The sequence below is a fragment of the Ureibacillus manganicus DSM 26584 genome (assembly GCF_000772945.1).
In the GTDB taxonomy this organism is placed as follows: domain Bacteria; phylum Bacillota; class Bacilli; order Bacillales_A; family Planococcaceae; genus Ureibacillus; species Ureibacillus manganicus.
In genome coordinates, this window is the sequence record NZ_JPVN01000025.1 from 16,374 (window position 1) to 34,281 (window position 17,908).

At 35.6% G+C, this 17,908-nt stretch carries 19 protein-coding genes; 18 read left to right on the forward strand and 1 reads right to left on the reverse strand.

Annotated features, from left to right (window positions below; all coding sequences use genetic code 11):
- Positions 1–279 precede the first annotated feature (279 nt).
- The 9 genes from ispE (at position 280) to CD29_RS16070 (ending at position 7,504) form a co-directional block, all read left to right on the forward strand.
- Positions 280–1,146, forward strand: a complete 867-nt coding sequence (ispE, locus tag CD29_RS16030; RefSeq protein WP_036189109.1) for a 4-(cytidine 5'-diphospho)-2-C-methyl-D-erythritol kinase — start codon at positions 280–282, stop codon at positions 1,144–1,146.
- Positions 1,147–1,287: 141 nt separating this feature from the next.
- A complete protein-coding gene (gene purR / locus CD29_RS16035; RefSeq protein ID WP_036189112.1) occupies positions 1,288–2,115 on the forward strand; it encodes a pur operon repressor in 828 nt (275 codons plus the stop codon).
- Between the two features lies 1 nt (position 2,116).
- Positions 2,117–2,491 (forward strand): RidA family protein, encoded by a 375-nt coding sequence (locus tag CD29_RS16040; protein ID WP_036189115.1) that lies wholly within the window; start codon positions 2,117–2,119, stop codon positions 2,489–2,491.
- A gap of 177 nt (positions 2,492–2,668) precedes the next feature.
- Complete coding sequence (spoVG, locus tag CD29_RS16045; RefSeq protein WP_036189118.1) at positions 2,669–2,956, forward strand: septation regulator SpoVG; 288 nt, start codon at positions 2,669–2,671, stop codon at positions 2,954–2,956.
- Between the two features lie 441 nt (positions 2,957–3,397).
- On the forward strand, positions 3,398–4,762 hold the full coding sequence (gene glmU, locus CD29_RS16050; protein WP_036189121.1) for a bifunctional UDP-N-acetylglucosamine diphosphorylase/glucosamine-1-phosphate N-acetyltransferase GlmU: 1,365 nt from the start codon (positions 3,398–3,400) through the stop codon (positions 4,760–4,762).
- Positions 4,763–4,790: 28 nt separating this feature from the next.
- Complete coding sequence (locus CD29_RS16055) at positions 4,791–5,750, forward strand: ribose-phosphate diphosphokinase (protein ID WP_036189123.1); 960 nt, start codon at positions 4,791–4,793, stop codon at positions 5,748–5,750.
- Between the two features lie 132 nt (positions 5,751–5,882).
- Complete coding sequence (locus CD29_RS16060) at positions 5,883–6,506, forward strand: 50S ribosomal protein L25/general stress protein Ctc (protein WP_036189127.1); 624 nt, start codon at positions 5,883–5,885, stop codon at positions 6,504–6,506.
- A gap of 123 nt (positions 6,507–6,629) precedes the next feature.
- Positions 6,630–7,193 (forward strand): aminoacyl-tRNA hydrolase, encoded by a 564-nt coding sequence (pth, locus tag CD29_RS16065; RefSeq protein WP_036189128.1) that lies wholly within the window; start codon positions 6,630–6,632, stop codon positions 7,191–7,193.
- An 83-nt stretch (positions 7,194–7,276) separates the two neighbouring features.
- Entirely contained in the window at positions 7,277–7,504 is a 228-nt protein-coding gene (locus CD29_RS16070; protein ID WP_036189130.1) for an anti-sigma-F factor Fin, read from the forward strand.
- Between the two features lie 13 nt (positions 7,505–7,517).
- Here CD29_RS16070 and CD29_RS20530 read toward each other — a convergent pair whose 3' ends face one another.
- Positions 7,518–7,733 carry a hypothetical protein gene (locus tag CD29_RS20530; RefSeq protein ID WP_169716197.1) on the reverse strand — a complete coding sequence of 72 codons (216 nt, stop codon included), beginning with the start codon at positions 7,731–7,733 and terminating at the stop codon, positions 7,518–7,520.
- A 297-nt stretch (positions 7,734–8,030) separates the two neighbouring features.
- Here CD29_RS20530 and mfd point away from each other — a divergent pair, with 297 nt between their 5' ends.
- The 9 genes from mfd (at position 8,031) to CD29_RS16115 (ending at position 17,808) form a co-directional block, all read left to right on the forward strand.
- Entirely contained in the window at positions 8,031–11,555 is a 3,525-nt protein-coding gene (gene mfd / locus CD29_RS16075; protein ID WP_036189133.1) for a transcription-repair coupling factor, read from the forward strand.
- A gap of 155 nt (positions 11,556–11,710) precedes the next feature.
- Positions 11,711–12,247: a stage V sporulation protein T gene (gene spoVT / locus CD29_RS16080; protein ID WP_036189135.1), complete on the forward strand. Its 537-nt coding sequence runs from the start codon at positions 11,711–11,713 to the stop codon at positions 12,245–12,247.
- A 170-nt stretch (positions 12,248–12,417) separates the two neighbouring features.
- Positions 12,418–14,025: a putative polysaccharide biosynthesis protein gene (locus CD29_RS16085; RefSeq protein WP_036189138.1), complete on the forward strand. Its 1,608-nt coding sequence runs from the start codon at positions 12,418–12,420 to the stop codon at positions 14,023–14,025.
- 9 nt (positions 14,026–14,034) lie between these two features.
- On the forward strand, positions 14,035–15,501 hold the full coding sequence (gene yabN / locus CD29_RS16090) for a bifunctional methyltransferase/pyrophosphohydrolase YabN (protein WP_036189141.1): 1,467 nt from the start codon (positions 14,035–14,037) through the stop codon (positions 15,499–15,501).
- A 2-nt stretch (positions 15,502–15,503) separates the two neighbouring features.
- Positions 15,504–15,794: an RNA-binding S4 domain-containing protein gene (locus CD29_RS16095; RefSeq protein ID WP_036189145.1), complete on the forward strand. Its 291-nt coding sequence runs from the start codon at positions 15,504–15,506 to the stop codon at positions 15,792–15,794.
- 127 nt (positions 15,795–15,921) lie between these two features.
- The gene (yabP, locus tag CD29_RS16100; RefSeq protein ID WP_036189147.1) at positions 15,922–16,221 is read left to right on the forward strand and encodes a sporulation protein YabP; all 300 of its coding nucleotides are present in this window, start codon (positions 15,922–15,924) and stop codon (positions 16,219–16,221) included.
- Complete coding sequence (gene yabQ / locus CD29_RS16105; protein WP_052124210.1) at positions 16,218–16,703, forward strand: spore cortex biosynthesis protein YabQ; 486 nt, start codon at positions 16,218–16,220, stop codon at positions 16,701–16,703. Before yabP ends, yabQ begins: the two co-directional genes overlap by 4 nt.
- A gap of 46 nt (positions 16,704–16,749) precedes the next feature.
- A complete protein-coding gene (locus tag CD29_RS16110) occupies positions 16,750–17,145 on the forward strand; it encodes an FtsB family cell division protein (protein WP_036189150.1) in 396 nt (131 codons plus the stop codon).
- A 228-nt stretch (positions 17,146–17,373) separates the two neighbouring features.
- A complete protein-coding gene (locus CD29_RS16115; protein ID WP_036189152.1) occupies positions 17,374–17,808 on the forward strand; it encodes a S1 domain-containing RNA-binding protein in 435 nt (144 codons plus the stop codon).
- The last annotated feature ends 100 nt before the right edge of the window (positions 17,809–17,908 follow it).

Consider the following 17,908-nt stretch of genomic DNA (forward strand, 5'->3'; position numbering starts at 1 on the left):
ATAATCGTAATTACGGTTATTGTTGGCTTATTTTTTGGCAATTATGAAATTAAGTAATTATTCATTGTAATACTTATATCAATGTATCATAGCAATCACCCTTCACTTAAAATGGTTCTGCACATATTCAAAAATACGTCAAGACTCATTGATTGGAGTATGTTACAATAAGTGACAGCGAAAATTGAATGTACATAATATAGTGACTCATTAATGAATCCATTAGTAAAAAATAAATATAATTTAAGAGATATTAAGGTTGAAATAGGAGGATATTAAATGCTTTATGTTAAAGCTCCTGCAAAAATTAATCTAACATTGGATGTCTTATATAAACGACCAGACCACTACCATGAAGTTGAGATGATAATGACTACTGTGGATTTGGCAGATCGTATCGGTGTTGAAACGAGACAAGATGGCCTTATAAAACTATCATCATCAAGTAGTATAGTTCCAAATGACGAACGCAATTTAGCTTACCAAGCAGCCCAATTGTTAAAAGATACATATAACATTAAAATGGGTGCTTCAATCACCATCGATAAAGAAATTCCTGTAGCTGCTGGTTTAGCAGGAGGGAGTAGTGATGCTGCTGCAACTCTACGTGGCTTAAATCAACTTTGGGAATTAAATCTTTCTCTAGATACTCTAGCAGAGCTTGGAGCTAAAATAGGATCGGATGTATCTTTTTGCGTTTATGGAGGAACTGCCCTTGCAACAGGTCGCGGTGAGAAAATTCAGCAGATACCTGCCCCACCTACGTGCTGGGTAGTTCTTGCAAAGCCCAAAATCGGAGTATCAACTGCTTCTGTTTACGGTGGTCTTAATTTAGATGAGGTAAAGCATCCAAATACGAAACAAATGATCCAGGCATTAAATGAAAATAATTATGAATTAATGTGTAAAAGCTTAGGCAATGTACTAGAATCGGTTACATTTAAACTGCACCCTGAAGTAGTAATGATTAAAGAACAAATGAAGAAATTTGGTGTAGATGGTGTACTAATGAGTGGAAGTGGCCCGACTGTATTTGGACTAATTGATAGCGAAACACGTTTAAGTAGAGTTTATAATGGATTAAGAGGCTTTTGCGATGAAGTGTTTGCTGTTCGATTAATAGGTGAAAGGAATTCACTTGCCTAAATTCGTACAATTGTGTTACCTTTTCTATAAAATATTCGGCTTTCAATGATATTATGTTCTTATAACGTGAACAATATTAAGTATTCTAAATGATTGAACATGTATCTTATAGTAAACAATTTAATTTTGGGAGAGGGTCACATGAAATGGAAGAGAAGTGAACGTCTAGTAGATATGACATATTATTTACTAGAGCATCCACATCGGCTGATACCACTCACCTATTTTTCCGATCTATACAATTCTGCAAAATCATCGATTAGCGAAGATTTAACGATTGTAAAAGAAACATTCGAAGAAAAAGGAATAGGGTTATTGGTAACAGTACCTGGTGCTGCAGGTGGAGTAAAATATATTCCAAAGATGACAGATGACGAAGTACGCGACATAATCCAAATATTAATCTCAGAACTAAGTAAATCAGATAGATTATTACCTGGTGGATATTTATTTATGACAGATTTACTTGGAAATCCTGAGTTAATCAATCGCGTAGGAAAAGTTTTTGCTAGCGCATTTTCTGATCAGCACATTGATGTGATTATGACTGTTGCAACGAAAGGGATATCCATTGCTCATTCGATCGCAAAACATTTAAATGTACCAGTAGTAGTTGTAAGACGTGATAGTAAAGTAACGGAAGGGTCTACGGTAAGTATAAATTATGTCTCTGGTTCATCTCGTCGTATACAAACAATGGTATTATCAAAACGTAGTATGAAAAGTGGCCAGCGTGTTCTTATAACTGATGACTTTATGAAGGTTGGGGGAACATTGAATGGTATGAAAAATCTACTAGAGGAATTTGATTGTGAGCTCGCGGGAATCGCCGTATTAGTAGAAGCTGAGCATGCAGATGATTCGCTCGTAGATGATTACTACTCTTTAGTAAAATTACATGAAGTAAATGAGAAAGATCGAACAATTGCATTAAGTGAAGGAAACTACTTTTTAAAGGAGCGAAAATAACATGAAGTCTGTATCAACAACTAACGCGCCAGCAGCAATTGGACCATATGCACAAGGAATTGTGGTAAACGGATTATTTTTTAGTTCGGGTCAAATTCCACTTACTGCAAGTGGAGACCTTGTAGAAGGTGATATTGTAACTCAAACAAATCAAGTCTTCGAAAATTTAAGAGCAGTACTTGCGGAAGCTGGTTCTTCGTTAGAGAAAGTTGTTAAAACAACTGTATTTTTAAAAGATATGAATGATTTTGCTGCTATGAACGAAGCTTATGCTCAAAACTTTGGTAATCATAAACCTGCACGTTCGGCTGTGGAAGTTGCGAGACTTCCAAAAGATGTAAAAGTGGAAATTGAAGTAATTGCAATCGTTGAATAAACTAAAGGGAGAATTCTATAAAATGTATAGAATTCTCCCTTTTTTTGTATAATTGTAAATATTTTATAAAATATATTCAAATATTTTTGAAAATTAGGTAAAATAAGAAGGGAATTAGAAAATATTGTAGAATTATAGTTTTTTATACAGCATCATAGAATGAGAGGAGTGAATGAAATGATAGTTACAGATGTAAGATTACGACGCGTTCAAACGGATGGTAGAATGAGAGCAATCGCATCTATTACTTTAGACGATGCTTTTGTCGTTCATGATATTCGAGTAATTGATGGGAACACTGGTCTCTTTGTCGCGATGCCAAGTAAAAGAACACCTGATGGGGAGTTCCGTGATATCGCACATCCGATTAATTCTGACACAAGAAACATGATTCAAGAAGTTGTGTTAGCGGCATATCATGCAGCAAGTGAAGAAGTTCTTGAATTGGAAGAAGCAAACGTTTAATAGTTTTAGCAAATGAGAGCCAAGTAATATAATAGGCTCTTTTTTTTGTTAGCAAAAATTATTTAATTTTCTTGTTGTCTAGCTCCAAACGCTAGCTCCTCGGCAACTTCAAAACCGCCTGCAAGAGCAAAGAGCGCTCTTTTATCGGTTTCTCCGAGTGCCGGGAGTGCGACAGGATGTCACGTTTACGAACGGCTAGTTGCTGAGGCCCACACGATGTGGGTCATGTCGGCGATGCCACAGAGGCCAACACGACGTTGGTCATATCGACGATGCCACAGGACGTGGCGCTTTCGACGATAAGTGGCGTTTTCGCCGACGCGGAGCTGGGCGAGCGTTTTCCGCTTTTCTTGTAACCGTTTTGTCAACTCTAGATACCTTGAAAATCCGAGGGTTTTACTATATAGTCATAAGAGAATATTTTCAAATGGAGGACTTACCATGAATAACATTTTTGCGGTAGTTTTGGCTGCAGGTCAAGGAACACGCATGAAGTCCAAATTATATAAAGTGCTCCATCCAGTATGTGGCAAACCAATGGTTGAACATGTTGTTGATAACGTTCGTTCGCTTGATATCGAAAAAATCGTGACAATCGTTGGGCACGGCGCTGAAATGGTTAAAGAGCATTTAGGTGAAAAAAGTGAGTATGTTTTACAAAGCGAGCAATTAGGTACAGCACATGCCGTACAACAAGCAGAATCGCTACTAGGTGAGTTAGAAGGAACAACATTAGTTGTTTGTGGAGACACACCATTAATTCGTCCTGAAACACTCCAAGCTCTATATGAATACCATCATGAACAAAATGCAAAAGCAACAATCTTAACTGCTGTTGCTGATATTCCTTTTGGATATGGAAGAATTATTCGAAATGACAATGGTCAAGTTGAACAAATTGTTGAACAAAAGGATGCCTCAGAAGAACAACAACAAGTAAAAGAAATTAATACAGGTACTTATTGTTTTGATAACAAGTTTTTATTCCAAGCTCTAAAGCAAGTTAAAAATGAAAATGCACAAGGTGAATATTATTTGCCAGATGTCATTGAAATATTACAGCAACAAGGTGAAATCGTCTCAGCATTTGCAACAAATGATTTTAACGAGATTTTAGGAGTTAATGATCGAGTTGCCTTGTCACAAGCTGAAGAAATAATGCGAAATAGAATTAATGAAAAACATATGCGAAATGGTGTAACAATTATCAATCCATCAAATACTCATATTAGTATAGAGGCAATTATTGGCCGAGATACAATTATTAAACCTGGTGTTGTCATTGAAGGAAATACAATTATAGGTGAAGATTGTATTATCGGTCCAAATAGTCAGATAGTGAGTAGTCAAATTGGAGATCGAACTACGGTTACAAATTCTGTAGTACTAAATAGCTCAGTTGGCGATGATACTGCAATCGGACCGTTTGCACACCTACGTCCTGAGTCAACTTTAGGAAACCATGTAAAAATCGGAAACTTTGTTGAAGTGAAAAAGAGTACTTTAGGTAACGATACAAAAGTCTCCCATTTAAGTTATATTGGAGATGCTGAAGTTGGTAACGATGTAAACATTGGTTGTGGGTCGATTACGGTCAACTATGATGGGAAAAATAAATATAAAACGATTATTGAAGATAATGTATTCGTTGGTTGCAACTCAAATTTAGTTGCCCCTGTAAAAATTGGTGAGGGATCATTTATTGCTGCAGGTTCAACAATTACAAAAGAAGTTCCTAAAGATTCACTAGCAATTGCACGTGCCAGACAAGAAAACAAACTAGATTATGCTAAAAAAATGAAATAAAATTTTGCAAAACTTTTAGGAGGGCATCATGCCATATCAATACGCTAACTCAAAATTAAAACTTTTTTCTCTAAATTCTAACTATCCTTTAGCTCAAGAAATCGCAGAGATTATGGGAGTTGAACTTGGAAAATCTTCTGTAAAACATTTCAGTGATGGCGAAGTACAAATTAGTATTGAAGAAAGTATCCGTGGATGTGATGTATTCATCGTTCAATCTACGTCTGCTCCAGTAAACGAACATTTAATGGAACTATTAATTATGATTGATGCAGTAAAACGTGCATCTGCAAAAACTGTAAACGTTGTTATGCCTTACTATGGTTATGCACGTCAAGATAGAAAAGCAAAAGCACGTGAGCCAATTACTGCTAAATTAGTAGCTAACTTATTAGAAACTGCTGGTGCTGACCGTGTAATCGTATTAGATTTACATGCTCCACAAATTCAAGGTTTCTTTGATATTTTAATTGACCATTTAATGGCAGTTCCTATACTTTCAGATTACTTCTTAACTAAAAATTACTCTCCTGAGGAATTAGTAGTTGTATCACCAGACCATGGTGGAGTAACTCGTGCACGTAGAATGGCAGAGCGTTTAAAAGCACCTATCGCTATTATCGATAAACGTCGTCCAAAACCAAATGTAGCAGAAGTGATGAATATCGTTGGGAATATTGAAGGAAAAGTATGTATTCTAATTGATGATATTATCGACACTGCAGGAACGATTACTCTTGGAGCCAATGCTCTAAAAGAGGCTGGTGCAAAAGAAGTTTATGCTTGCTGTTCGCACCCGGTCCTATCAGGTCCTGCAATTGAGCGTATTGAAAACTCACCAATTAAAGAATTAGTTGTAACAAATACAATCCAACTTTCAGATGAAAAACGCTCTCCAAAAGTAAAACAACTTTCGGTTGCTAACTTAATGGCAGAAGCAATTTCTCGTGTTTATGAAAACAAATCAGTAAGTACATTGTTTGATTAATATTAATTTCAGGCCGATCCTCTTTAGAGTGAGGAGTCGGCTTTTTTGTGTTCAAATTTGAGAATTTGATTAGCTTTTCGGAATTAAACACATACTAAATAGTGTAAATTTCGAGAAAAGGGGTCAAATATAATGAGTGTTTTATTACAAGCTACAAGACGTAACAAAGGACCACGCGCGGCACTTTCAAACTTAAGAAATAATGGTAAGTTACCTGGAGTTGTCTATGGGTATAACATTGATTCGATTCCAATTGTTTTAGATTATAAAGAAACAGCAAAAGCGGTTCAAACATATGGAAGAACAAGTGTGTTTCAGATCGAAGTAGAAGGAAAAAAAGTAAATGCAGTAATTACAGATGTTCAAAGATGTGCTTTAAAAGGCCATGTAAAGCATGTAGACTTTTTATCTATTAACATGTCAGAGGAACTTGAAGTAGAGATTCCTGTTGTTGCTACAGGTGAATCTGCAGGTGTAAAAGAGGGTGGCATCTTAAATCAACCAGTTCGTACTCTGAAAATAAAAGTAAAGCCAGCTGAAATGCCTGAGCATATTGAATTAGATGTTTCTTCACTGGGAATTGGTGATTCAATATCAGTTAGAGACATAAATATAAATTACGAAGTTTTAAATGCAGACGAAGATACATTATTCACAGTAACTCCTCCTGGTGTAGCTAAAGATGATACAGCTGGACAAGGTGATACTGATAATGCTGATATTAAAGCAACAGAAGCACCGGAATCTGAAAACTAAAAAAATGTATGAGCCAAAAGCTCATACATTTTTTCATTTAGTGAATGATTAAGAATACTTCATGTGCTTTCATAAACAGCTATATGTTAAAATAATCTCGATTAGTAAATAAAGGGTGAGAGTATGAAATTAATCGTTGGATTGGGTAATCCAGGAAAACAGTACGAACATACAAGACATAATATTGGGTTTGAATGTATCGATGAATTGGCAAAAAAGTGGGATGCTCCATTAAATCAAATGAAGTTTAATGGAATGTTTACAACAATTCATCGCCCAGAAGGAAAAGTTATGTTATTGAAACCATTAACATATATGAATTTATCTGGCGAATGTGTTAGACCGATTATGGACTATTATGATATAGAAATTGAAGATGTAATCGTAATTTATGACGATTTAGATTTAGAGATTGGTAAATTACGTTTACGACAAAAAGGAAGTGCTGGTGGGCATAATGGGATAAAATCATTAATCCAGCATCTAGGCACACAAGAGTTTAATCGAATACGTGTTGGCATTAGTCGTCCTCCTGTGGGGATGAAAGTTGCAGATTATGTTCTTTCTAAATTTACAAAAGAAGAAGATCCAACTATTGATGATGCTATTAAAAAGTGCGTTGCTGCCGTTGAAACTTCTTTATCTAAAAAGTTTTTAGATGTTATGAGTGAATTTAACGGACAATAGTGAAGTGCATAAAATATTGTAATTACGTCTATACTTCTAGTACATATAGGGATTTGCTGATTGTACTAAAGGAGGACGATTTCATGACTGTCAAATACCGTTGCAGACATTGTGAAACTGAAATAGGAACATTACCTTTTGATGCAGATGAAACAATCCTTAAGCTTCATTTATTTGAAGTCGGAGAGATAGATGATTATATCGAAAAGGATGCCAATGGACAAACGACTGTACATTGTATATGTGAGTCTTGTGAAGATTCACTAAAACAATTTCCTGATTACCATGCACTCAAAAAATGGCTACAATAAAATTATACTTGTATTAAATTACTAGTAGGTAGTTGATAGGGAAAATGCTTTGGTACTCTAGTGAGAGTCCAAGGCTTTTTCTACTTAATATTTCTTTAGCAAACAGCAATAAAAGAATATAGATTGTCGATTTTGTACAGTGTCTAGCTGCGAACGCTAGCTCCTCCGCAACTTCAAAACCGCCTGCAAGAGCAAAGAGCGCTCTTTTGTCGGTTTCTCCGATGTACATGGATGTACGAGTGCCGGGAGTGCGACAGGATGTCGCGTTTACGAACGGCCAGTTGCTGAGGCCCACAGGATGTGGGTCAAGTGGGCGGTGCAACACAGGCCAACACGACGTTGGTCATATCGACGATGCCACAGGACGTGGCGTTTTCGGCGATAAGTTGCGTTCTCGCCGACGCGGAGCTGGGCGAGCGTTCTCCGCTTTTCGTAGTAAATAAGTATTTCCTTCGTCTATATGTCATACTAATAATCGTATACATAAAATTATTTTAGACGAAAAGTTATGGAAGGGGGTTTTAACTTGGACGTTTTACATCAACTATTCTCTCAAGATAAACATATAAATAGTCTTATTCAACAGTTCACAGACGCACAGTATGATTCTCAATTGATTACTGGTTTAACAGGAAGCGCAAGACCAGTTTTAATCCACTCCCTATTTAAGGAGTTAAAAAAGCCACTTTATATATTTTCACCTAACTTACTACAAGCGCAAAAGCTTGTAGAAGATTTAATCTCTTTAATAGGTGAAGACTATGTTCATTATTACCCTGCAGAGGAGTTTATTGCAGCTGATGTAACGATTTCTTCACCTGAATTGCGTGCAGAACGAATTGCTACAATCGGACATTTAACAAACAAAGACGTTGCTGTATATATCATTCCTATAGCTGGGATGAGAAAAGTAATGACGCCGGTAGAACAGTGGAAGACAAGTTTCTTAGAGGCTGAAGTCGGAAAAGATATTGAAGTGGAAGAATGGCTATCTAAACTAGTGGCGATGGGATATAACAGAAGCCAAATGGTAACAACACCTGGTGAGTTTGCTTTACGTGGAGGTATTTTAGATGTATATCCACCGTATGCAGAGTCACCTATTCGTATTGAACTTTTTGATTCTGAAATTGATTCGATTAGAGAGTTCTCAGCAGATGACCAACGCTCTATTCAAAAACTACAATCAGTACGCATTTTGCCAGCTACAGATTTACTGTTAAGTACAGCCCAACGAGTAACTCTTGCAGAAAGATTAGAAAAAGCACTTGCTACCAGTTTAAAAAAGATAAAGAAAAAAGAGGTTCAAGAAACTCTATACGAAAATATCCAATATGATATTGAAATGCTTCGTCAAGGGAACATACCAAATCATATTACGAAATACGGATCGTTGCTTTATGAGGTGCCAGCGTTCTTGGGTGATTATTTTTCCAAAGATGGTCTTGTTCTATTTGATGAAATCGGAAGAATCCAAGAAGTTATGGATGCATGGGAAAAAGAAGAAGAAGAATGGTTTATTTCTCTATTAGAGGAAGGGAAAATTGTTCATGAGGTAAAACCATCTTTTTCATTCAAAGAAGTTTTATCAATGATAGATCAGCAAAAGTTATACTTTGCATTATTTACACGAACATTTTCTGGTATAAAGTTTTCTAAAACAGTTAATTTTTCATGTAAGCCTATGCAGCAATTCCATGGGCAACTTGCACTTTTACAAAATGAAGTAGAACGTTGGAAAAATGAAAAGTACAAAGTTTTATTTATAGGTAATAGTCAAGAGCGCTTAAAGAAAATACAAAGTACATTAGAAGATTACAATATTCAGAGTATAATAGGAACTCCAAAAGATGAAGGAATTTACTTAGTTGAAGGCCAACTTACTTCTGGATTTGAGTTGCCGTTACAACGTATAGCAGTTGTTACAGACGATGAGCTTTTTAAACAACAAGCGAAAAGAAAGAAAGCTCGTCCACAAAAAATGTCCAACGCTGAACGTATCAAAAGCTATACAGAAATAAAACCTGGTGACTATGTTGTACATGTTCATCATGGAATTGGGAAGTATATTGGTATTGATACATTAGAAGTAAATGGAACGCATAAAGATTATCTTCATATTCGTTATCGAGCAGATGATAAATTATATGTACCTGTTGATCAAATAGATTTAATCCAAAAATACGTAGCTTCTGAAGGGAAAGAACCTAAATTACATAAGTTAGGTGGCGCTGAATGGAAGAAGGCAAAAGCGAAAGTATCTTCAGCAGTTAAAGATATTGCAGAAGATTTAATAAAGCTTTATGCCAAGCGAGAAGCTGAAAAAGGATATAGTTTTGCTCCTGATACAGATGACCAACGTACCTTCGAAGAAGCATTCCCATATGAAGAAACGGAAGATCAATTACGTTCAATTATTGAAGTAAAAAGAGATATGGAACGGGAACGTCCAATGGATCGCCTAGTTTGTGGAGATGTTGGTTACGGTAAAACGGAAGTTGCAATCCGTGCAGCATTTAAGGCTATTATGGATGGAAAACAAGTGGCGTTTTTAGTGCCAACGACTATTTTGGCTCAACAACATTATGAATCCATCACACAACGTTTTGAAGAATACGCTATTAATGTTGGATTACTTAGTCGTTTCCGAACGAAAAAGCAACAAACTGAAACATTGAAAGGCTTAAAAGAAGGAACGGTAGATATAGTAATCGGTACTCACCGGATACTTTCAAAAGATGTCGTGTTCCAAGATTTAGGGTTATTAATCGTAGACGAAGAACAACGATTTGGCGTTACACATAAGGAAAAAATCAAACAGCTAAAAACAAATGTTGATGTGTTGACACTAACAGCAACGCCAATCCCTAGAACATTACATATGTCGATGGTAGGTGTACGTGATTTGTCGGTAATTGAAACGCCACCGCAAAACAGGTTCCCTGTACAAACTTATGTAATGGAGTATAACGGAGCACTTGTGCGTGAAGCAATCGAACGAGAAATGGCTAGGGGCGGACAGACATTCTTCTTGTATAACCGAGTAGAGGATATGACAAGGAAAGTGGAAGAAATTCAAATGCTCGTCCCAGAAGCAAGAGTAGGCTATGCCCATGGTAAAATGACTGAATCCCAGCTGGAATCAATTATTTTAAGTTTCTTAGACGGGGAATATGATGTTCTAGTTACAACAACAATCATTGAAACAGGTGTAGACATGCCAAATGTGAACACATTAATTGTTCATGACGCAGATCGAATGGGATTATCTCAACTTTATCAATTGCGCGGACGTGTTGGTCGTTCAAATCGAATTGCCTATGCATACTTCATGTATCAAAGAGATAAAGTTTTAACGGATGTTGCAGAACAAAGATTACAAGCAGTAAAAGAGTTCACAGAATTGGGTTCAGGATTCAAAATTGCTATGCGAGACCTATCTATTCGTGGAGCAGGAAATCTATTGGGAGCTCAACAACACGGCTTTATAGATTCAGTAGGATTTGATTTATATTCACAAATGCTTGAAGATGCTATTAAAGAACGCCAAGGTCAAAAACCTGAAGAAAAGGCTGAAATTGAAATTATACTTCATACGGATGCCTATATCCCAGATTCGTATATCCCAGATGGTTATCAAAAAATCCAAATGTATAAACGCATTAAATCGATGGACGCAATGGAAGATTACAATGAAATTTTTGATGAAATGATCGACCGTTTTGGTAATCCTCCAGATGAAACAGTAAATTTATTGCGTATCGCTCGAATGAAGGTCTGGGCTATAGAATCAGGAATTACTGCAATCAAAGAAAAGCAAAAAGTAATTTCTATTTATATTTCTGAAGAAGGCACTCGCAATGTCGATGGTAGTAAAGTTGTTTCACTATCAATGAAATTTGAACGTGCGGTAGGTTTTACTATGGATGGTCAAAAATTAATTGTGTCTATTGACGAAAAGAAATGCGGTAAATATTTGCCGTTCGATGTATTAGAACAAATGATTGAAATCATCGCAAAAACAAGGAAGCAACTAGTTGAAAATTCATAAAGAATGTCTATATTCTTGACTAAATACTATTGTAGACAAAGTAATTTTAATCTACAGAAATTTATCCTATTCATACACTTTTTGCATACATTGTCCAATTTCTAACCATACTAACAGTGAATCATAAAATTGATACTGAAAGAGAGGCAACATGAATGAAGGCAACAGGAATTGTCCGACGTATTGATGATTTAGGGCGCGTTGTTATTCCAAAAGAAATTAGAAGAACAATGCGAATTCGTGAAGGTGACCCGTTAGAAATCTACACTGACCGCGAAGGCGAAGTTATTCTAAAAAAATATTCACCAATCAATGATTTAGGTGAATTTGCAAAAGAGTATGTGGAATCACTTTATGAAACAATTGGAACACCTGCTTTAATTAGTGACCGCGATGAAGTTATTGCTGTTGCGGGTGTGTCAAAAAAGGATTACGTTAGTAGACGTCTTTCTCCGTTTGCGGAGGATTTTATGAAACAACGCTCCGTTGTTTTAGAAAAAAATGAAGATACAATTGAGCTTATCCCTGGTCAGTTTGAACAGGTGAAATCATATTGTGTTGCGCCAATTATTTCAAATGGCGATACGATTGGTGCTGTCTATTTAATATCAAAAGTACACTTCTTAACAGAAGTTGAATCAAAAGCAGCTGAAACTGCTGCAAACTTCTTAGCTAAACAAATGGAAAACTAACATAAGTGGCCGTCTCAAATTAAGTTGAGAACGGCCTACTTTTTTGACTGATGGAAAGTGAATTTTATAAAACCCCAGGGATTAATTTTAAGTCTTTCTAATTGGCTTTTATGTGGAAAAATAATTCTGTTATAATTGCGCTAAAGTGTAAACAAGAAAGAGGAAAGATTATGTCTAGTAATTTTGGAATGAAAGGGTATATGAAGGGAGCCCTACTGCTTACAGTTGCTGCAATTATTGTTAAGATTCTAAGTGCTGTATATCGCATCCCTTTTCAAAATTTGGTTGGTGACCAGGGCTTTTATGTATACCAGCAAGTGTATCCTTTTATTTCATTTTTTGTTGTATGGACATCAGGAGGATTTGCAGTTGCAATCTCTAAAATGTTAGCTGATGTCAACATGGGTAAAGACTCAATACAAAAAAAGCATTTTGTTTCACGTACGATATTTACTTATCTAACTTTATTGTCATTTGTATTTTTTGCATTTTTATTTTTCGGAGCTGAATGGCTAGCAAATCTAATGGGTGATGGCAATTTAGCACTGCTTATAAAATCAGGCTCTTTTGTTGCTTTATTTATGCCAATTTTGGCATTGATGAAAGGTATTTTTCAATCGCGTGGTGAAATGGCACCTGTTGCTTATGCTCAAGTGTTCGAACAAGCAATTCGAGTAGCAATCATTCTAATTGGTACGTTCATTATTATGAAAACGACTGAATCATTGTATGTTGCAGGGAACATTGCAGTGTTGGGGACAGTTTTTGGTGAAATTGCAGGAATTATATTATTGTATATATTTTTGAAACGAAAGATCTTCTTCCCAAAATTTCAAAAGAGCACTTTGAAAAAGTGGCCGATTATTAAAGAGGTTACATTTCTTAGTATAAGTGTAAGTATGAGCAGCTTACTTATACTTTGTTTACAGTTAATCGATTCGTTTTCCATTTATTCGTTAATGGTCGACCATGGAATGGATGAAACTATGGCACAAGTACAAAAGGGAATTTATGACCGTGGACAACCGCTTGTTCAACTGGGGATTGTTATTGCTTCGTCTTTATCGCTAGCAATTGTTCCCCTCGTAGCACATCATATGAAAAAGAATGAGGGGCGTAGTGCAACGCCATTTATCCAATTAACGTATAGAAGCTCCCTATTGTTTGGTGTTGCAGCGTCACTTGGTCTTATTACAGTGATGCCTTATGTAAACACTATGCTTTTTAAAACAAACGCTTTATCAAATGTTTTAATGATTATTGTTTTGCAAATTATTCCACTGTCTATCATTTTAACATTGACTGCCATTTTACAAGGTATGGGTAAATTAAAAATACCAGCTTTCATAATTTTAGGTGCTCTTGTTGTTAAAGGGGTTGGCAATCTAATTTTAGTGCCAAGAATGGATGTATTAGGTGCATCAATTGCTAGCGATACAAGTTTATATTTATGTGCAATTTTATTAATTGTTTATATTAAAAAGCTAACAAACATCCAATTAGCAAAAATTCAATTTTACATAAAGCTCTTTACCGCATGTATTGCAATGATTTTATCGATCTTATTAGCTGACCAATTTTTAAACGTCTTCACTAAATCTATAAGCGGTGCAAGAATTGAAGCTGTACTTTTTGGGATATGTTTAATAAGTATCGGGGCATTTGTATTTTTAACAGTAGTGGGGAAGACAAGGCTACTTGCAGAAAAGGAATGGTTTTTAATTCCATTTGGTCGAAGAATGGCAGTTTATCAGTTATGGTTAAATAAGAGAAAGTAGGTTAGTTAGATGAATCAAATTACTGTGATTGGCCTTGGGGCTGGAGATATAAATCAGTTACCATTAGGAGTTTATAAGAAATTACAAAAGAGTGGAAAAGTTCATGCCCGAACGAAGGATCATCCGGTGATTGAGGATCTCTCGAAAGAGGGAATAATTTTTGAAAGCTTTGATAGAATTTACGAAAAGCATGATACCTTCCAACCTGTTTATAAGGAAATTGTAGAAATTTTGATATTAGAGTCAGCAAAAGACGAAGTAATATACGCTGTCCCTGGACATCCGCTAGTTGCGGAGCAGACAGTTCAATTGCTAATTTCTGCAGAGCGTGAAGGGAAAGTAACTTTAAAAATCGAAGGTGGGCAAAGTTTCTTAGACTCTACTTTTGCCGCTTTAAAAGTAGATCCAATTGAAGGGTTCCAACTATTTGATGGTACGAATTTTTCTATACATGATGTAAATATGAGAGCACATCTATTAATTGCCCAAGTATACGATTCTTTTAGCGCCTCAGAAGTAAAGCTAACGCTAATGGAAAAGTATCTAGATGATTATCCTGTAACGGTAGTAACAGCTGCAGGGTCCGATGCTGAACAACTAAAAACAGTCCCATTATATGAACTTGACCAAGCTGTTGAAGTAAATAATTTAACAACTATTTATGTACCACCTGTAAATAGTTTAGAAGATGCGTTGAAAGATTGGACAACCTTCCGCGAAATTGTATCGATTTTAAGAGGCCCTAATGGATGTCCGTGGGATAAGGAACAAACCCATGAAAGTTTAAAGAAATACCTAATTGAAGAAGCCCACGAGTTTTTAGCTGCAGTGGATGAAGAAGATGATTTTGGTATGGTGGAAGAGTTGGGTGATATTCTTCTACAAGTCTTCCTACATGCGAAAATTGGGGAAGATGCAGGCTATTTTAACTTAGAAGAAATACTTGCATCGATCAGTGAGAAAATGATTCGTCGTCATCCACATGTATTTGGAGAAGTTTCAGTAAATAACTCTGAAGATGTAGTTGCAAATTGGGAAACCATTAAGAAGCAAGAAAAGGGAGAACAAGCAGACTCTATACTAAAAGGAGAGTTTAGAGCAAGTTCATCCTTACAAACAAGCTACAATTATCAAAAAAAATGCGCTACAGTTGGTTTTGACTGGCCAAATGCAGAAGATGCTTGGAAAAAGTTTGAGGAAGAATGGCAAGAATTTCGTGAGGAAATACAAAATGGTTCAGCAAAAACTCGCATAGATGAGTTTGGTGATGTATTATTTACACTAGTAAATATTGCCAGATTCTATAAAATCTCACCAGAGGAAGCAATGGTTCATGCTAATGAGAAGTTTTCTAGAAGATTCCAATACGTTGAGAAAAAAGTAAAACAAAGTGGGAAACCATTTAGTGAATTTACGTTGGAGCAGTTAGATGCATTTTGGGATGAGGCAAAAAGACATGAAAAGGGGAGTAGTTGAAATTGCGTTTAGATAAATTTTTAAAAGTTTCAAGACTAATCAAACGTCGAACATTAGCAAAGGAAGTAGCAGAACAAGGTAGAATTACGATAAATGATAAAGTAGCAAAAGCTAGTAGTTCGGTAAAAGTTGGCGATGATTTAGCAATTCGTTTTGGACAAAAGGTAGTAACCGCTCGTGTAGAAGAAATTCGAGAGAATGTACGTAAAGAAGAAGCAGCAAAAATGTTTACCATTTTGAAGGAAGAAAAGCTTGACCAAATTGAACCGCAATTTATCGATGATGAAGAGTAAATATAATTGATTCTCGTAAATTTAAAAAAATAATATAAAAAATATTAGCATGTTCAACATTTTGTTGTCATGCTTTTTTTAGTTACTGCATAAAGTGAAAAGAAAGAATCACTAAAGGAGGAACAATATGACACTACATCAAGAAAGTAATCGTTATAGTATTTCAACTGGAGATCACCTTTTGACAGTGCGTAACAAAAAGAGAATGGACATGACTGCAGTTAAGGAAATTGAACGTTTTGACCAAGAGGAATTTTACGTAAAAACTTCACAAGGAAACTTACTGATCCGAGGAGAAGAATTAAAAATTGTACACTTAGACGTTGATAAGGGATTATTAACATTAGAAGGAAATGTGAAACTTTTACAATATGATGATGAAGAAAACGGGTTATCAAAAGGCTTCCTCCATAAATTGTTTGGATGACGGTTAGTGAGCAATTTGTAAGCATTTTAATAATGATAATAAGTGGCATATTAGTAGGTGCTGTCATTGATTGTTTACGTGTAACTATTGGCGCTTTGTCACCTAAATCATTTTTAAAGAGATTTACAATTGGACTAGAACTTGTCATATGGGCACTATTAGGTGCACTGACTTTTTATATTTTATATATTATAAAGGGTGGAGAATGGCGTTTAATTGACCCAATAGCTCAAATTTCGGGCATCTTATTGTACGAGTCTTTGTTCCAACCATTTTTCCGTTTCCTAGGGAAAATTGTTCTATTTGTAGTAGTAAGGCCAATACTCATATTCTTCAAACTTATATTTTCCATTTTTAGAAGAATTATTTTAATAATTATGAGTATTATTTTGTTTATTTTAAGCCCATTTCGAAAATTATTTACTAAATGGTATTCAAAAGTTTACTCAAAATTTGGAAAGTCTATCTTTAAAAAAGGCTAAACTAACAGTATAATTAAATGTAGCACTAGATTCGGAGGTGTCGGATATGGCCAAGCGTCATAAGCAACCTGAACATTCAAATAATACAATACGTACGCTGCACAATGACTATGTCCGTACTACTAAAGAAGAATTTAAACAAGCTAATAGACAAAAAGTTCTTTTTCGTAGAAGGATTGTAGCCTTCGGAGTCTTAGCGGCAATAATATTACTACTCCTTGTAAGTACAATGTTTGCTCAAGATCAAAGAATTGCTAAAAAAGATCAGGAAAAGGCAGAAGTACTTGCAGAATTGGAAAAAGTAAAACAGCAACAAGAAATGCTCAATTTACAAATTACAAAGTTAGAAGATGACGATTATATTGCTAAATTGGCAAGAAAAGAATATTTCCTTTCCGATGAAGGGGAAATTATTTTCACAATTCCCGATAAAGAAGAATAAGACTTTATTTTATTTGGTAAACTAAAAGAAATCTGTTCCGAAATGGAAAAGATTCGAATAATATAGAAAAAAATGTTTATTGTAGTATGTAGTAAAAAGAGTTGTCTTGTTGACACTCTTTTTTTGTTGGCTATAATAAAGAGAAACGAGCGATTTTTTTTGCACGTTAATTATTTAGATTACATGGCGACTTTCGCCGCTTAAAATTTAAGGAGGATCATTTTTTTTATGTCAATTGAAGTAGGCAGCAAAGTAGAAGGTAAAGTAACAGGAATCACAAATTTTGGAGCATTCGTTGAGCTGCCAGATGGCAAAACGGGCTTAGTTCACATTAGTGAGGTCGCAGATAACTATGTGAAAGACATCAACGAACATTTAAAAGTTGGCGATGTTGTTGAAGTAAAGGTGATGAATGTAGAAGCGGATGGAAAAATTGGTTTATCAATCCGTAAAGCAAAGCCTCAACCTGAAAGACCTGAGCGTCCACAGCGTCCACGTCGCGATAATCAGAACAATCGTTCAAATAATCGCAATGATCACCAAACAAAAGAAAACTTTGAGCAAAAAATGGCACGCTTCTTAAAAGATAGTGACGAGCGTCTTGCAACTTTAAAACGTGCAACTGAATCAAAACGTGGCGGCCGTGGAGCTAGACGCGGATAATTTGCTGTCTATTTGCAAGCGTAGAAAAAGTGTGAAATAGATTCATAACTATAAAAGGATGACTCAGGGAGTAATGAGTCATCCTTTTTTTGTATGTAAT

What these genes read in the sequence shown, in the direction of transcription:
- CD29_RS16110 (WP_036189150.1), top strand. Translation starts at nt 16,750, where the DNA reads ATGGCCAAGCGTCATAAGCAACCTGAACATTCAAATAATACAATACGT.
- CD29_RS16070 (WP_036189130.1), top strand. Translation starts at nt 7,277, where the DNA reads ATGACTGTCAAATACCGTTGCAGACATTGTGAAACTGAAATAGGAACA.
- spoVT (WP_036189135.1), top strand. Translation starts at nt 11,711, where the DNA reads ATGAAGGCAACAGGAATTGTCCGACGTATTGATGATTTAGGGCGCGTT.
- CD29_RS16055 (WP_036189123.1), top strand. Translation starts at nt 4,791, where the DNA reads ATGCCATATCAATACGCTAACTCAAAATTAAAACTTTTTTCTCTAAAT.
- ispE (WP_036189109.1), top strand. Translation starts at nt 280, where the DNA reads ATGCTTTATGTTAAAGCTCCTGCAAAAATTAATCTAACATTGGATGTC.
- pth (WP_036189128.1), top strand. Translation starts at nt 6,630, where the DNA reads ATGAAATTAATCGTTGGATTGGGTAATCCAGGAAAACAGTACGAACAT.
- CD29_RS16115 (WP_036189152.1), top strand. Translation starts at nt 17,374, where the DNA reads ATGTCAATTGAAGTAGGCAGCAAAGTAGAAGGTAAAGTAACAGGAATC.
- yabN (WP_036189141.1), top strand. Translation starts at nt 14,035, where the DNA reads ATGAATCAAATTACTGTGATTGGCCTTGGGGCTGGAGATATAAATCAG.
- glmU (WP_036189121.1), top strand. Translation starts at nt 3,398, where the DNA reads ATGAATAACATTTTTGCGGTAGTTTTGGCTGCAGGTCAAGGAACACGC.
- spoVG (WP_036189118.1), top strand. Translation starts at nt 2,669, where the DNA reads ATGATAGTTACAGATGTAAGATTACGACGCGTTCAAACGGATGGTAGA.
- CD29_RS16085 (WP_036189138.1), top strand. Translation starts at nt 12,418, where the DNA reads ATGTCTAGTAATTTTGGAATGAAAGGGTATATGAAGGGAGCCCTACTG.
- CD29_RS16040 (WP_036189115.1), top strand. Translation starts at nt 2,117, where the DNA reads ATGAAGTCTGTATCAACAACTAACGCGCCAGCAGCAATTGGACCATAT.
- yabQ (WP_052124210.1), top strand. Translation starts at nt 16,218, where the DNA reads ATGACGGTTAGTGAGCAATTTGTAAGCATTTTAATAATGATAATAAGT.
- CD29_RS20530 (WP_169716197.1), bottom strand. Translation starts at nt 7,733, where the DNA reads ATGTACATCGGAGAAACCGACAAAAGAGCGCTCTTTGCTCTTGCAGGC.
- CD29_RS16060 (WP_036189127.1), top strand. Translation starts at nt 5,883, where the DNA reads ATGAGTGTTTTATTACAAGCTACAAGACGTAACAAAGGACCACGCGCG.
- yabP (WP_036189147.1), top strand. Translation starts at nt 15,922, where the DNA reads ATGACACTACATCAAGAAAGTAATCGTTATAGTATTTCAACTGGAGAT.
- purR (WP_036189112.1), top strand. Translation starts at nt 1,288, where the DNA reads ATGAAATGGAAGAGAAGTGAACGTCTAGTAGATATGACATATTATTTA.